The 14,448-nt window shown below is 63.1% G+C and carries 10 protein-coding genes; 6 read left to right on the forward strand and 4 right to left on the reverse strand.

Going from position 1 to position 14,448, the window contains the following annotated elements:
- Window positions 1-5 precede the first annotated feature (5 nt).
- Complete coding sequence (locus L1O02_RS24185; protein WP_108544895.1) at window positions 6-1,202, forward strand: aminotransferase class V-fold PLP-dependent enzyme; 1,197 nt, start codon at window positions 6-8, stop codon at window positions 1,200-1,202.
- Here L1O02_RS24185 and L1O02_RS24190 read toward each other — a convergent pair.
- Complete coding sequence (locus tag L1O02_RS24190; protein ID WP_060837869.1) at window positions 1,199-1,540, reverse strand: hypothetical protein; 342 nt, start codon at window positions 1,538-1,540, stop codon at window positions 1,199-1,201. The genes L1O02_RS24185 and L1O02_RS24190 overlap by 4 nt on opposite strands.
- 219 nt (window positions 1,541-1,759) lie before the next feature.
- Between L1O02_RS24190 and rapA the strand changes: the two genes are divergently transcribed.
- Window positions 1,760-4,609, forward strand: a complete 2,850-nt coding sequence (rapA, locus tag L1O02_RS24195; protein ID WP_108544574.1) for an RNA polymerase-associated protein RapA — start codon at window positions 1,760-1,762, stop codon at window positions 4,607-4,609.
- Window positions 4,610-4,699: 90 nt separating this feature from the next.
- Here rapA and L1O02_RS24200 read toward each other — a convergent pair whose 3' ends face one another.
- Entirely contained in the window at window positions 4,700-6,046 is a 1,347-nt protein-coding gene (locus L1O02_RS24200) for an MFS transporter (RefSeq protein WP_060837867.1), read from the reverse strand.
- Window positions 6,047-6,371: 325 nt separating this feature from the next.
- Here L1O02_RS24200 and L1O02_RS24205 point away from each other — a divergent pair, with 325 nt between their 5' ends.
- Complete coding sequence (locus L1O02_RS24205) at window positions 6,372-6,740, forward strand: YkgJ family cysteine cluster protein (RefSeq protein ID WP_047302217.1); 369 nt, start codon at window positions 6,372-6,374, stop codon at window positions 6,738-6,740.
- A 142-nt stretch (window positions 6,741-6,882) separates the two neighbouring features.
- A complete protein-coding gene (locus tag L1O02_RS24210) occupies window positions 6,883-9,159 on the forward strand; it encodes a bifunctional diguanylate cyclase/phosphodiesterase (protein WP_235758870.1) in 2,277 nt (758 codons plus the stop codon).
- On the opposite strand, the gene L1O02_RS24215 is transcribed toward L1O02_RS24210, so the two are convergent.
- Window positions 9,050-9,946: an NAD(P)-dependent oxidoreductase gene (locus tag L1O02_RS24215; protein WP_016967503.1), complete on the reverse strand. Its 897-nt coding sequence runs from the start codon at window positions 9,944-9,946 to the stop codon at window positions 9,050-9,052. The two genes, L1O02_RS24210 and L1O02_RS24215, sit on opposite strands and share 110 nt — an antisense overlap.
- A gap of 197 nt (window positions 9,947-10,143) precedes the next feature.
- On the opposite strand from L1O02_RS24215, the gene L1O02_RS24220 reads away from it, so the two are divergent.
- On the forward strand, window positions 10,144-12,324 hold the full coding sequence (locus L1O02_RS24220; RefSeq protein ID WP_060837863.1) for a hypothetical protein: 2,181 nt from the start codon (window positions 10,144-10,146) through the stop codon (window positions 12,322-12,324).
- Window positions 12,325-12,577: 253 nt separating this feature from the next.
- On the opposite strand, the gene L1O02_RS24225 is transcribed toward L1O02_RS24220, so the two are convergent.
- Window positions 12,578-12,883, reverse strand: coding sequence for a DUF2288 domain-containing protein (locus tag L1O02_RS24225; RefSeq protein ID WP_060841883.1), 306 nt, complete (start codon window positions 12,881-12,883; stop codon window positions 12,578-12,580).
- A 340-nt stretch (window positions 12,884-13,223) separates the two neighbouring features.
- On the opposite strand from L1O02_RS24225, the gene L1O02_RS24230 reads away from it, so the two are divergent.
- Window positions 13,224-14,351: a branched-chain amino acid ABC transporter substrate-binding protein gene (locus L1O02_RS24230; protein ID WP_060842659.1), complete on the forward strand. Its 1,128-nt coding sequence runs from the start codon at window positions 13,224-13,226 to the stop codon at window positions 14,349-14,351.
- The last annotated feature ends 97 nt before the right edge of the window (window positions 14,352-14,448 follow it).

Below are 14,448 nucleotides of genomic sequence, written 5' to 3' on the forward strand. Positions count from 1 at the left end.
AGCCCCTGGACCTGGAGCAGATCTCCCGGTTGCGGGCCGCCACGCCGGGGTGTGCCCGGGTCTGCCATTTCAATCATGCCGGGGCTTCATTGCCCAGCCAGGGCACCCTGGACGCCATGCTGGAGCAACTGCAACGCGAAGCGCACAACGGGCCGATGGAAGCCGCCCGCCATGGCGCGCAGTGGCAGGAACAAGCGCGACAAGCCGCGGCCCGTGTGCTCAATACCAGCCCGCAAGCGATCGCCTTTGCCAGCAGTGGCTCGGCGGCCTGGAGCATGGCTTTCCACGCCCTGCCCGCCTGGCAACCGGGAGACCGGATCCTCGTGGGGCGCCAGGAATGGGCCGGCAACCTGGCCTGCATGGCCCCGGCCGTGGCGGCCGGCGCGCGGTTGGAGGTGATTCCCTGCGACAGCCAGGGCGCGGTTTCAGTCGAGGCGCTGCAATCCATGCTCGACACCCGGGTGCGGCTGATCGCCCTGACCTGGCTGCCGGCCAACGGCGGGCTGATCAACCCGGCAGCTGCCATCGGCCAGCTGGCGCGCCAGTGGCGCATCCCCTATTTCATCGACGCCGCCCAGGCTGTGGGCCAGTTGCGGTGTGACGTGCAGGCGCTGGGCTGCGATGTGCTCAAGGCCGCCGGACGCAAATACCTGCGCGGCCCTCGGGGCACGGCCCTGCTCTATGTACGGCCAGGCTTCCTCGAACAGCTCAACCCGCTGCCACGGGACGTCTTGTCGGCCCCCTGGGACGGCCAGGGCTTCGCCCTGCGCAACGATGCCCGACGCTTTGAAACCAGTGAAGTGTCGCTGGTGCTGCTGGCCGGTCTGGCCAATGCCCTGCAGGAGCTGGAGCGCATCGGCATCGATGCCATCGCCCAGCGGATCCGCATGCTGAGCGACCGCGTACGCCGGGGGCTGGAGCGTTTGCCCGGCGTGCAACTCCGGGACCTGGGCCAACCGGGGCAGCAATCGGCCTTGATCGCCTTCACCCTCGAAGGCTGGGACGGGCAGACGCTGAAGGAAGAACTGGCGCGCCGCGACATCAACATTGGCGCCAATGGCATGCACTACACACCGCTGGACATGCAGGCCCGGGGCCTAGGTGACATTGCCCGGATCGCGGTGAGTTATTTCAATACAGAAGAGGAAATCGAGCGCCTGTTGCAGGCCCTCGCGGAACTGGCGCGCGCCCATCGGCCCTAGACTTCGACATCCACCCACAGGCCCTGGCGCGGGGCGTCGTCAATCAGCGGCACCACCGGCACGGTGTTGTCGGCATTCAACTCGTCGCCGGGCACGGCCAGATGCTGCTCGGGATCATCATCGGCCTCACGCTTGCGCCGCTGTTTTTCCTGCTGGCGCTGCTGCTCTTCGCGCAGCAGCAGGGCCGACTGCTCGGGATCGCGCTTTTGCAGGTCGATGGTGCTTTCATTGGAGCTTTGCTGCACCGGCACCACCGGCGGGATGTCCGGACGCTGGCGGACCGGATCCTGCTGGGATGTGATTGGCACGGCACTCAAGGGGAGCATCGGTGGCAGCATGTTATGGGTCTCCTGTCAGCAGGCTGTCGGCTGCGGCATGGGCGACTTGAGCCATCGGTCGCAAAACTGTGACCCAGTCGTCAGCCGATAGTGCCCTGCCAACCGACGAATGCACGCCGTACGCTACCTTTTAATCCAGGGGTTTTTATCAGAGTTCTTTGGACTGGAAGCATCGTTCCGTTAAGATAGTCGGCTTTTTCAAAGCGGGAGTCAGGCAGCATGGCGCAGCAGTATCAACCGGGGCAACGCTGGATTAGTGACAGCGAAGCCGAGCTGGGTTTAGGCACCGTTCTGGCACAGGACGGTCGCTTGCTGACCGTGCTCTATCCGGCCACTGGCGACACCCGCCAGTATGCGCTACGGAATGCGCCCCTCACTCGCGTGAGGTTCTCTCCGGGTGACAGCGTCACCCATTTCGAAGGCTGGAAAATGACCGTTCAGGAAGTCGACGACGTCGATGGCCTGCTGGTCTACCACGGTCTCAACGGGCAGAACGAAGCCGTCACCCTGCCGGAAACCCAACTGTCGAACTTCATCCAGTTCCGTCTGGCCAGCGACCGTCTGTTCGCCGGGCAGATCGACCCGCTGGCCTGGTTCTCCCTGCGCTACCACACCCTGGAACACACCAGCCGCCAGCTGCAATCCTCCCTCTGGGGCCTGGGTGGCGTGCGTGCCCAACCCATCGCTCACCAGTTGCACATCGCCCGTGAAGTGGCCGACCGCATCGCGCCGCGGGTCCTGCTGGCAGACGAAGTGGGCCTGGGCAAGACCATCGAAGCCGGCCTGGTGATCCATCGCCAGCTGCTCTCGGGCCGTGCCAGCCGGGTGCTGATCCTGGTTCCGGAAAACCTCCAGCACCAGTGGCTGGTGGAAATGCGCCGCCGTTTCAACCTGCAAGTGGCGCTGTTCGATGAAGAGCGCTTTATCGAAAGCGACGCCAGCAACCCGTTCGAGGACACCCAACTGGCCCTGGTGGCCCTGGAGTGGCTGGTGGACGACGAGAAGGCCCAGGACGCGCTGTTCGCCGCCGGCTGGGACCTGATGGTGGTGGACGAAGCCCACCACCTGGTGTGGCACGAAGACCAGATCAGCCCGGAATACGCCCTGGTTGAACAGCTGGCCGAAACCATCCCCGGCGTGCTGCTGCTGACCGCGACCCCGGAGCAACTGGGCCAGGACAGCCACTTCGCCCGTTTGCGCCTGCTGGACCCGAACCGTTTCCACGACCTTGCGGCCTTCCGTGCCGAGAGCGAGAACTACCGCCCGGTGGCCGAAGCCGTGCAAGAGCTGCTGGACAAGGGCCGCCTGTCCGCCGAAGCGCACCAGACCATCCACGGCTTCCTCGGCAACGAAGGCGAAGCCCTGCTGGCCGCGGTCAACGACGGCGACAGCGAAGCCAGTGCGCGCCTGGTGCGCGAACTGCTGGACCGCCACGGCACCGGCCGCGTGCTGTTCCGCAACACCCGCGCCGCGGTGCAGGGGTTCCCGGAGCGCAAGCTGCATGCCTACCCGCTGCCATGCCCGGACGAATACCTGGAACTGCCCCTGGGCGAACACGCCGAGCTGTACCCGGAAGTCAGCTTCCAGGCGCAGCCCGAGGCCGGCGACGAAGAACAGCGCTGGTGGAAATTCGACCCGCGGGTCGAGTGGCTGATCGACCAGCTGAAGATGCTCAAGCGCACCAAGGTCCTGGTGATCTGCGCCCACGCCGAAACCGCCATGGACCTGGAAGACGCCCTGCGCGTGCGTTCCGGCATCCCGGCCACGGTGTTCCATGAAGGCATGAACATCCTCGAGCGCGACCGCGCGGCGGCCTACTTCGCCGACGAAGAGTTCGGCGCCCAAGTGCTGATCTGCTCGGAAATCGGCAGTGAAGGCCGCAACTTCCAGTTCGCCCACCACCTGGTGCTGTTCGATCTGCCGTCGCACCCGGACCTGCTGGAGCAGCGGATCGGCCGCCTGGACCGGATCGGCCAGAAACACGTGATCGAACTGCACGTGCCGTACCTGGAAACCAGCCCGCAAGAGCGGCTGTTCCAGTGGTACCACGAAGCCCTGAACGCCTTCCTCAACACCTGCCCGACCGGCAACGCCCTGCAGCATCAGTTCGGCCCACGCCTGCTGCCGCTGCTGGAAAACGCCGACGATGGCGAGTGGCAAGCGCTGATCGACGAAGCCCGCAGCGAACGCGAACGCCTGGAAGCCGAGCTGCACACCGGCCGCGACCGCCTGCTGGAGCTCAACTCCGGCGGTGCCGGCGAAGGCGAGGCGCTGGTGGAGGCGATTCTTGAACAGGACGACCAGTTCGCCCTGCCGATCTACATGGAAACCCTGTTCGACGCCTTCGGTATCGACAGCGAAGACCACTCGGAAAACGCCCTGATCCTCAAGCCCAGCGAGAAGATGCTCGACGCCAGCTTCCCCCTGGGCGACGACGAAGGCGTGACCATCACTTACGACCGCAACCAGGCGCTGTCCCGCGAGGACATGCAGTTCATCACCTGGGAACACCCGATGGTGCAAGGCGGCATGGACCTGGTGCTGTCCGGCTCCATGGGCAACACCGCTGTGGCGCTGATCAAGAACAAGGCGCTCAAACCCGGCACCGTGCTGCTTGAGCTGCTGTATGTCAGTGAAGTGGTCGCTCCACGCTCGTTGCAACTGGGTCGCTACCTGCCGCCGGCCGCACTGCGCTGCCTGCTGGATGCCAACGGCAACGACCTGTCGCCACGGGTGGCTTTCGAAACCCTCAACGACCAGTTGGAAAGCGTGCCCAAGGCCAGCGCCAACAAGTTCATCCAGGCACAGCGCGACCAGCTGGCGCCGAAGATCAACGCCGGTGAGGCCAAGGTCGCGCCACGCCACGCCGAGCGTGTGGCTGAAGCGAAACGTCGCCTGGCAGCCGATACCGATGAAGAGCTGGCGCGTCTGACCGCCTTGCAAGCGGTCAACCCGACGGTGCGTGACAGCGAGCTGGTCGCCCTGCGCAAGCAACGGGAACAGGGCCTGGCGATGCTGGATAAAGCCGCTCTGCGCCTGGAAGCGATCCGGGTGCTGGTGGCGGGCTGATTGCCTGGTTCCATCCGCTGAACAAAAGGCCCGCATCATGCGGGCCTTTTTTTTGCCTGCCCGCTCCTGCGGATGGGGCGGCACCCAAGCTCAGACCGCCAGCGCCGGCGCCCCAGGCGCGGCCAGCGCCAAGCCGTCCTTCATGCGCTGTGAGTCACCGACAAAGCAGCGGGCGGCCTGAAACAGAAACAGCAGGGTCAGGAACAGCGCCACCGGAATCAGGTACATGGCGTCGTGCAGGCCGATGGCCTTGAACTCCTCGGTCATCAGCTGCGCGCCGGCGGCGTACATCGCCGAGTGGGCGAAATGGTCCGACAGCGCACCGACCACCACCGGCCCCAGGCCACCACCGAGCAAGTACAGGCCGGCGAAGAACAGGGCCATGGCGGTGGCCCGCAAGCGCGGCTCGACCACATCCTGCAGGGCGGTGTAGACGCAGGTGTAGAAGTTGTAGGCAAACAGCCAGCCGACACTGAAGACCGCGACAAACACCCCGATCTCGACTCGCCCGGCATGCAGCGCCCAGCCGGTGGCCAGGGTCGAAATGATCAGGCTGCAGGCGGCGAACAGCAGGCGACCGTTGGCGATCCGCTGATGGATCTTGTCGGCGAACCAGCCGCCCAGGGTCAGCCCCACCAACCCGGTGACACCGACAATCAGCCCGGTGGCCATCGCCGCCTCCTGCAAGGGCATGAGGAAGTAACGCTGGAGCATCGGCACCAGGAACGAGTTGCAGGCGTAGGTGGCGAAGTTGAAGGTCAGCCCGGCCAGGGTCAGCCAGAGAAAGGTCGGTATCGCCAGCACCCGGCGGATCGGTCGGTCAATAGGCACTTGCGCGACCTTCACCGTTTCCGCAGCGCCGCGCTTGGGCTCCTTGATGAAGAACATGAACACCGCTAGCACCAGCCCCGGCACCGCGGCAATGAAGAACGGCGCCCGCCAGCTGTCGAAGGCCTTGACCATGGCGCCGATGGTGAAGAATGCCAGCACCAGCCCCAGGGGCAGGCCAAGCATGAAGATGCCCATGGCCCGGGCCCGACGATGGGCCGGAAACAGGTCGCCAATCAGCGAGTTGGCCGCCGGCGCATAGCTGGCTTCGCCGATGCCGACCCCCATGCGCACCAGCAAGAAGCTCCAGAAACTGCCGACCATGCCGTTCACTGCGGTCAGCCCGCTCCACACCGCCAGCCCCCAGCCCATCAGCTTGCTGCGCGAGCCGGTATCGGCCAGGCGCCCCAGGGGCAGGCCGGCGATGGCGTAGACGATGGTGAAGGCGGTACCGATGATCCCCAGCTGAAAATCGCTCAAGTGCCATTCCATGCGGATCGGCTCGATGATGATGGCGGGGATGGTGCGATCGAAGAAGTTGAACAGGTTTGCCAAAAACAACAGGAACAGAATGCGCCAGGCATTTGCCGCTTGAGTCGAGTTATCCATGGGTCGATCTCTTTATTGTTATTCGGCCAGACGCAGACGAGCCTGGAAGCTGCAATCTAGTCAGGCCCGGTGCCGCTGTCTGTGATTATTCGCCAGCCTGATATCGACCCATCGCAGCCCGGCGTCCGGGTCCGGCCTCAAGGCGCCGATCGCGGCATCGGCCAATCCGCCACAGCCCCCGCTACCCGGGCGTTTCCCAGTCTTTTCAAGGGCTTGGCCGAGGTTGAAAAAATACCTCGCGCCCCCCCTTCCCATGGCCAATGGGAAGCCTAGAATAGCCGCCTGCCTGCCCCCTTTACCCTTCCCTTTCCCTTTGAATACGCCCATGTCCGAAGCCAGTCCGTGTCTGAATTGCGGTGCCTGCTGTTCATACTTTCGTGTGTCTTTTTTCTGGGGCGAATGCGCCTCATCCGGTGGTACGGTCCCCGACGATCTGGTGCAGAGCATCAATCCCACGCGGGTGGCCATGCTCGGTACCGACTGCAAGTCGCCACGCTGCATCGCCCTTGAAGGCGAGGTCGGCCAGCGCGTGAGCTGCTCGATTTATGAACAACGCTCCAGCCCGTGCCGGGAGTTCGAAGCGTCCTGGGCCGACGGCCAGCACAACAGCGATTGCGACGCCGCCCGCGCGGCCTTCGGCCTCGCGCCACTGGACCCCATCGACCACGAACCCTGGTTCGAGAAAAGCGCTTAGCACCATTGGCGATAGCGCCCATAAGCAAATCATTGGCACCAAAATGCCACCTCCCATTGCAGCCACCGGGTGCCTTCTATACTCCAAGCACTCGTTGGCGCGCGGCTCCGCCGACATCCTATGACTCAGAGATGGGCATGCTATGGACTGGCTGGGTCTGCATTTCATCAGCGAGCTTCCTGACAGTGGGCAGGTGGTCCTGCACGGCACTCACAACCCGGTCCTGGTGCTGCTGGCCTACCTGGTAGCCTGTGCCGCCAGCTTCGCGACCCTGGACATGGCCGAGCGCATCAGTCACGTCGAGCAACCGTCCAGCCAACGCCTGTGGCGCTGTGTCGGCGCCTGCTGCCTGGCCGGGGGTATCTGGACCATGCACTTCATCGCCATGCTGGCGTTCGAAGCACCGCTGAAGATCCACTACGCCCTGCCACCGACCCTGCTGTCCCTGCTCATCGCCCTGATTGCCGCCTGGCTGGCGATGAACACCTTGAGCCACAAGCAATTGCCGTTGTGGCGCTGCGTCATTGCCGCGATATGGATCGGCCTGGGCATCAGCGGCATGCACTACGTCGGCGTCTCGGCCATGCGCTCCAGCGCCGGCCTGTATTACCAGCCGCTGCTCATGGGCCTGTCGCTGCTGCTGGCGATCGCTTGCAGCCTGGCGGCGCTGCTGCTGTCCCGACACCTGCGCGATGGCAGCGGGATGTTCCATCAACTGCTCAAGTACGCCAGCAGCCTGTTGCTGGGCGGCGGCATCGTGCTGATGCACTTCACCGGCATGTGGTCCATGACCCTGGTCTTGCCCGCCGGCAGCGCGGTCGTCCCGGCCATTCCCAACGAGCACCTGCAACTGGGCCTGACCCTCAGCGTGATCATCCTGCTGATCATCGGCAGCGGCCTCAGCGCAGCCCTGGCGGACAAGAAACTGCAGCACAAGGAACGCGACCTGCACCGGGTCAACGCCTTGCTCTCGCAACTGGACCAGGCCCGGATGTCACTGCAGCAGGTGGCCCACTACGACGCCCTGACCAACCTGATCAACCGCCGCGGCTTCAACCAGCTGTTTGCGGAAAAGCTCATGGAGAAGACCCGCTACGGCGGCATGCTGGCGGTGATGTTCCTCGACATCGACCATTTCAAGCGCATCAACGACAGCCTGGGCCACGACGCCGGCGACGAGTTGCTCAAGGTCATCGCCGGGCATATCAAGAGCTCCACCCGCAGCCATGAAGACGTGGTGGCCCGCCTCGGCGGCGACGAGTTCTGCATTCTCATCACTCTCCACGAGCGCGATGAGGCGCGGCACATGGCCCAGCGCATCATGCACAAGATGAAGGAGCCGATCGAACTCGGCGGCCGGCGCATGGTGATGACCACCAGTATCGGCATCAGCGTCTTCCCCGATGACGGCAAGACCTGCGAGGAGCTGCTGAAAAATGCCGACCTGGCGCTCTATCAATCCAAGGACTCCGGGCGCAATACCCTGCACTTCTTCAACACCAGCCTCAAGACCCGGGCCACCCTGGAGCTGCAGCTGGAAGAGGAACTGCGCAACGCCCTGCGCGACGATCAAGGGCTGCTGCTGCACTATCAGCCGATCTACGACCTCAAGCGGGCCAGGGTCACCAAGCTCGAAGCCCTGATCCGCTGGCAACACCCGCAACACGGGCTGCTGACCCCGGATCGTTTCATCAACATCGCCGAAGCCAACGGCATGATCGCCGAACTGGACAACTGGGTACTGCGCAAGGCCTGCCAGGACCTGGGCCAGCTCTCGCAACAGGGGCGCGGCGAGCTGAAGATCGCGGTCAACTGCTCGGCCCTGAACCTGACGCGCGAGGCCCTGGCCACGGAGATCGAAAGCGCCCTGCGCGATGCCCGGGTGGCGCCGCAGCGCCTGGAGCTGGAGGTCACGGAGAACGCCCTGATGGGCAACATCGCCAGCACCCTGGCGCTGCTCCAGCAGATCCGCAGGCTGGGGGTGTCACTGTCGATCGACGACTTCGGCACGGGCTATTCGTCCCTGGCCTACCTCAAGCGCCTGCCGCTCAACACCCTGAAGATCGATCGCTCGTTCATTCAGGACATCCCCCATTCAACCCAGGACATGGAGATCGTGCAGGCGATCATCGTCATGGCCCACACCCTGCACCTGCAGGTGGTCACCGAGGGGGTGGAAACCCTGGAGCAACAGCGCTTCCTGGAACGCTACGGCTGCGACTACCTACAGGGCTACCTGCTCAGCCGCCCGGTGCCGCTGCAGGATCTGCACCGGGTGCTGGATGAACTGGACCAGCGCCAGGAGCAGCTCAATCCAGCCCTGTCGGATCCCGGTACAGGCGGATCAGGGTCGCCGGATCCTGCTCCAGGTAGCCCTGCGCTCCATGCAGGCGCATCAACTGTGCAGCTAATCCGCTGATCGGGGTCGCCGAGCCCTGCTCCCGGGACAATTTCACCGCGCCGTCCAGGTCCTTGAGCAAGGTCCGCACATGCCACTTCACCGGTTCGAAGCGGCTCTCAGCCATTTGCGGAGCGAGAATCTGCAAGGGTTTCGAATCGGCAAAGCCGCCGGCCAGGGCCTCGGCGATCAGCTTGGCGTCCACCCCCGAACGTTCCGCCAGGGCCACCACTTCGGCAATCACCAGGGCGTTGCAGGCGACGATCATCTGGTTGCAGGCCTTGGTCACCTGACCGGCGCCCACCGCGCCCATATGGGTGACCCGCTGCCCCAGGGTCAGCAGCACCGGGCGCACCCGTTCGATGTCCGCCGCCTCGCCGCCGACCATGATCGCCAGGCTGCCGGACTCGGCGCCGGGGGTGCCGCCGGAAACCGGGGCGTCGACCCAGGTCATGCCGGTGTCGCGAGCCAGCGCCGCGGCCATGTCCCGGGTGGCACTGGGCTCCAGGCTGGACAGGTCCAGCAGCAGTTGCCCGGCCCGGGCGCCCTGGGCAACGCCATCAACGCCAAACACCACTTCGCGCACCACGTCGGTATTGGCCAGGCACAGCAGTACCAGATCGGCGTGTTCGCACAGCTGCGCCGGTGTGGCTACTTGTCGCGCCCCGGCGGCCACCAGGGGCGCGCATTTCTGCGGATTGCGGTTCCACACCGTCAGCTCATAGCCCGCAGCCAGCAGCCGGCGGCACATGGGCAGCCCCATCAGGCCGATCCCGGCAAACCCGAGTGAAGGTAACGCTGACATCATATTGCCCCCATTTGATTAAAGATCATCGAATACTGGCCGATTCATCATGATTCAGGAAAGGATTCCCCCGAGCGACGCTCAGTAAATACCCTGACGCCTTGGGCAAAATTCGCGCTCCACGCAGCGACGAGGTCCCATTCCGTGATGGTTCGCTGACACCTCGTCTCGAGCCAACCAGACCAGGCATATGGCGCACAATGACTTCTAAAAACAATCCTGCCAACGCAGTCTCCGAGATGACGCTGACCTCCCCCACATCAAGCCACTCAGATACGAAGCCATTGTCCAGTTCACGCCCCCTGTCGACCCAGCAGTACCTGTACTTCACCGAAACCAACACCGACCGCATCCTCGACAACCTCGACGGCCTGCGCGATTCCGTGTTTCCGCGTCCACCGCACCTGGAAGACGAGCAGGAAAACCGCCGCGACCAGGAATTCCCCTCGGTGTGCCTGATCGGCCTGGGCCGCTGCGGCTCCAACATCGCCCTGGATGTGGCGGAGCTGGTGTACAACGCCCGCAAGTTCTACCTCAACGAATTCAATAACGAAGACAAGGTCTACGAAGGCGGCTACAGCCCCGCGCAGTGGATCCGCCAGAACCTGCGCCTGGGCCAGAGCAAGGCCAGCAAGCCGGTGTTCCTGGTGGAACCGCTGGTGATGCTCGGTGACCTGGACAAGGACATCGCCGGGCGCATCCGCTTCTCGCGCAAGGGCGAAAAGAGCGGCTTCATCCGCGACTACAGCAAGATGAAGATCATGGACCTCTCGGAAGTCCACGCCGGCGGCGCCGGTAACGCGCCGATCCTCGGCCAGTACCTGGCCAAGATCATCCTCAACAAGGACACCCAGCGTTTCTCCAGCCCCGACTGGAAAATGATCCACTCGTACCTGATCGATTCCTGCGGGATCAAGGCCAACCAGTCGCGCCTGTACTTCTCGATCTTCAGTGCCGGCGGCGGTACCGGTTCGGGCATGGCTTCGGAGTTCGGCCTGGCCCAGCAGTACTCGTACATGAACAAGACCTTCGACACCAAGCCGATGGACGAGCACGACAGCAAGAGCGGCCACTCCTTCGTCTTCGAGCCGATCTTCACCAGTGGCATCTGCGTGCTGCCGAACATCTCGGACCATCGCAGCGAAATGTCCGAGGCGCTGCATATCAATGCCGGCCGCCTGCTGTGCAAATACCTTTCGGAAGAGTGGGACTTCTCCTACAACTTCGACAACGAAGACAGCAGCGAAGCCAGTGTGATGGGGCGGATCCGCCCGTGGAACGCGATGATGCTGATCTCCAACGACATCATGCGTTACGCCGAAGAAAGCGATGACGGCAACATCCAGAACATCGACGTCAACGCCATGGAGAAGCACGCCAACCAGTACATCTCCCAGCAGATCTTCAACATCCTCACCGCCCAGGCGGTGACCACCGACTACGACCAGAACTACTTCCGGCGCGCCGGCATCGACATCGGCGAGACCATCCGCCTGGACGCCAACGACCTGTTCATGAGCCTGGCCGGCCCGGTGGCGATCGCCTATGCCGAATCCGTGGTGCCGGAGCAGCCGGTGCCCACCGGCGACAAGTTCAAGGTGTTCGAGAAAGAGCCGCAGCGCCTGAACATCGACGACCTGTTCTTCCGCTCCATCGACCTGCCGCACTTCAACAAGGTGACCCAGGCCATCGAGGGCATCAGCCTGCTGCCGATCGAGTCCAAGCGCTACCGCGCGGCCCTGGAGCAGTACAAGGCGTCGGGTTATGACGCGGCGGCGCTGCACGACCTGCACTTCTTCAAGAACTGCTCGTCGGTGGTGTCGATCGTCTCCCTGCCCAAGGACTACAAGCTGTCCTACATGGACCTGAACCGGCTCAAGACCCACCTCAACAGCCTGTTCCCCAACACCACCCTCAAGCGTTATGCGCTGGTGATCGGCGCTTCGGCCAACCTGTCGCTGACCACCCTGATCGCCAAGAGCCCGTGCCTGTCGGACGACTTCCTGACCCTGATCGTGGCCTTTATCAAGCGTTGCTTCGCGCGCAATCCGTACCGCTTCGACGACACCCTGGACAACTCGGTGCTGGATTTCATCGTCAGCGAGCAATTCGACGAAGACCGCATCGACGATCTGCTCAACGAATTCGAGAACCCGGCGAAGATCCTCGATACCAACTGGTACGCGATCAAGCCGATGTACGAGAAGAAGTACCGCGAGCTGATCAACGACAAGGACAAGTTCGTCTCGATCAACGACATCCGCCTGTCTCGGGATTGCGTGAAGAAGGCCATCAAGTACCTGCGGGAAATCTACCGTCACCGCATCGGCAAGACCCGGGTCATCTCCCTCAACAGCCACACGGGCAAGACCGCCTACTGACCGGGCTGCACCGACAAGCCGGCTCCTGCGCCCTGCAGGAGCCGGCTTGTCGGCGAATGGGTCATTGGCTCACACCACGAAACAATTAAGCAGCTCGTCGGATGGGCTTGAAACTGTGCCCCTTCCGTGAACGTCACCCTGGCTGAAAGCCTTGTGGGGCCTTTCTCCACGGCAAGGTGCCATCACGAAATTCACGGTTACTCGGCTACACACTTTTGTCCGACAAAACGTCGCACCAAATCGGCGCACGCCGTCAGCGCGCTGCTCTTTCCTGGGTCAGAATCCACGGTGAAACCACCACCGCCCACAGCTGCGGATCACGTTCCAACAGATCGGACGCCCGCGTCGCAGACAGCTTTTCAACCTTCCCTTCGGCCAGCCAGGCCGCGACTTTTTGCGCCTCGTTCTGCGCCACCGCCTGGGCCGCCTCGATCAGATCCAGCTCGGCGTCGACCCACAATAGGGCACCCTTGGCGAAGAACGGCTCCAGTTCCTTCCAGCTGATAGATGCGGTCTCACCAAGCAGCTTGGCATAGAGGGTGCTAGGTTCTTGAGTCATGGGACTGTCCAGAAATGAAATCGGCGCAATCATAACGTCGGTGCTCTGGCAGAAAAACCCAGAAGCAAATGCGTCACCGATCGAGAAGCTCAGAAGCGCCAGGGACTGACGCCAAACCGGGCGCAAGCCACGCCGCAAATCTGTCTTTTTCTTTCAATTAAGCGACACTCCGCGTTTTTGCCCCCAGCCGCCAGCTTTTCAAGCGAACAACCGGCGCTCTACACTGTACCGGTACAGTTGCCAGGGGCATTTCCGACGGATATTCGCGATATATCTGATTCGGTTCTGCGACCCAAGGCCGCCGGAACTATAAAAATTACAACAGTAAGAGTGGAGCACTATGAATAAGGCTACTAAGCAGATTTCCAAACTGTTTGCCGCTATGGTCCTGGCCGGTGTTGCCAGCCATTCGTTCGCAGCTGACACCATCAAGATCGGTATCGCCGGCCCCAAGACCGGCCCGGTAGCCCAATACGGCGACATGCAGTTCAGTGGCGCCAAAATGGCCATCGAACAGATCAACGCCAAGGGCGGCGTCAACGGCAAGAAGCTCGAAGCCGTTGAATACGATGACGCCTGCGACCCTAAACAAGCCGTGGCGGTGGCCAACAAAGTGGTCAACGATGGCGTCAAGTTCGTGGTCGGCCACCTGTGCTCCAGCTCCACTCAACCCGCTTCCGACATCTACGAAGACGAAGGCGTGGTGATGATCACCCCCGCCGCCACCAGCCCGGACATCACCGCCCGTGGTTACAAGATGGTGTTCCGCACCATCGGCCTGGACAGCGCCCAGGGCCCGGCCGCCGGCAACTACATCGCCGATCACGTGAAGCCCAAGATCGTCGCCGTGCTCCACGACAAGCAGCAGTACGGTGAAGGCATTGCCACCGCCGTGAAGCAGACCCTGGAGAAGAAAGGCACCAAAGTGGCCGTGTTCGAAGGCATCAACGCCGGCGACAAGGACTTCTCTTCGCTGATCGCCAAGCTCAAGCAAGCCAACGTCGACTTCGTCTACTACGGCGGCTACCACCCAGAGCTGGGCCTGATCCTGCGTCAAGCCCAGGAAAAGGGCCTGAAGGCCAAGTTCATGGGTCCGGAAGGCGTGGGTAACGACTCCATTTCGCAGATCGCCAAGGACGCTTCCGAAGGCCTGCTGGTAACCCTGCCGAAATCCTTCGACCAGGACCCGGCCAACGTCGCCCTGGCTGACGCGTTCAAGGCCAAGAAAGAAGACCCGAGCGGTCCTTTCGTATTCCCTTCCTACTCCGCCGTTGAAGTGATCGCTGGCGCCATTACCAACGCCAAGAGCGAAGACTCGGCCAAGGTGGCTGAAGCCATCCACGCCGGCACCTTCAAGACCCCCACCGGCGACCTGAGCTTCGACGCCAAGGGCGACTTGAAAGACTTCAAATTCGTGGTCTACGAGTGGCACTTCGGCAAACCTAAAACCGAAGTTTCTCCTCAGTAAGGCGCGGCCTGACTGACTGCCAATAAAGCCCACGGCTCGCCGTGGGCTTTGTTTTAAGAATGTATGGGCCTGTATTCCGTGATCCGGAATCCCGCCC

The organism is Pseudomonas sp. BC42 (assembly GCF_021560055.1).
Taxonomy (GTDB): Bacteria; Pseudomonadota; Gammaproteobacteria; order Pseudomonadales; family Pseudomonadaceae; genus Aquipseudomonas.

What these genes read in the sequence shown, in the direction of transcription:
- L1O02_RS24225 (WP_060841883.1), bottom strand. Translation starts at nt 12,883, where the DNA reads ATGACTCAAGAACCTAGCACCCTCTATGCCAAGCTGCTTGGTGAGACC.
- L1O02_RS24200 (WP_060837867.1), bottom strand. Translation starts at nt 6,046, where the DNA reads ATGGATAACTCGACTCAAGCGGCAAATGCCTGGCGCATTCTGTTCCTG.
- L1O02_RS24190 (WP_060837869.1), bottom strand. Translation starts at nt 1,540, where the DNA reads ATGCTGCCACCGATGCTCCCCTTGAGTGCCGTGCCAATCACATCCCAG.
- L1O02_RS24205 (WP_047302217.1), top strand. Translation starts at nt 6,372, where the DNA reads ATGTCCGAAGCCAGTCCGTGTCTGAATTGCGGTGCCTGCTGTTCATAC.
- L1O02_RS24220 (WP_060837863.1), top strand. Translation starts at nt 10,144, where the DNA reads ATGACTTCTAAAAACAATCCTGCCAACGCAGTCTCCGAGATGACGCTG.
- L1O02_RS24215 (WP_016967503.1), bottom strand. Translation starts at nt 9,946, where the DNA reads ATGATGTCAGCGTTACCTTCACTCGGGTTTGCCGGGATCGGCCTGATG.
- rapA (WP_108544574.1), top strand. Translation starts at nt 1,760, where the DNA reads ATGGCGCAGCAGTATCAACCGGGGCAACGCTGGATTAGTGACAGCGAA.
- L1O02_RS24210 (WP_235758870.1), top strand. Translation starts at nt 6,883, where the DNA reads ATGGACTGGCTGGGTCTGCATTTCATCAGCGAGCTTCCTGACAGTGGG.
- L1O02_RS24230 (WP_060842659.1), top strand. Translation starts at nt 13,224, where the DNA reads ATGAATAAGGCTACTAAGCAGATTTCCAAACTGTTTGCCGCTATGGTC.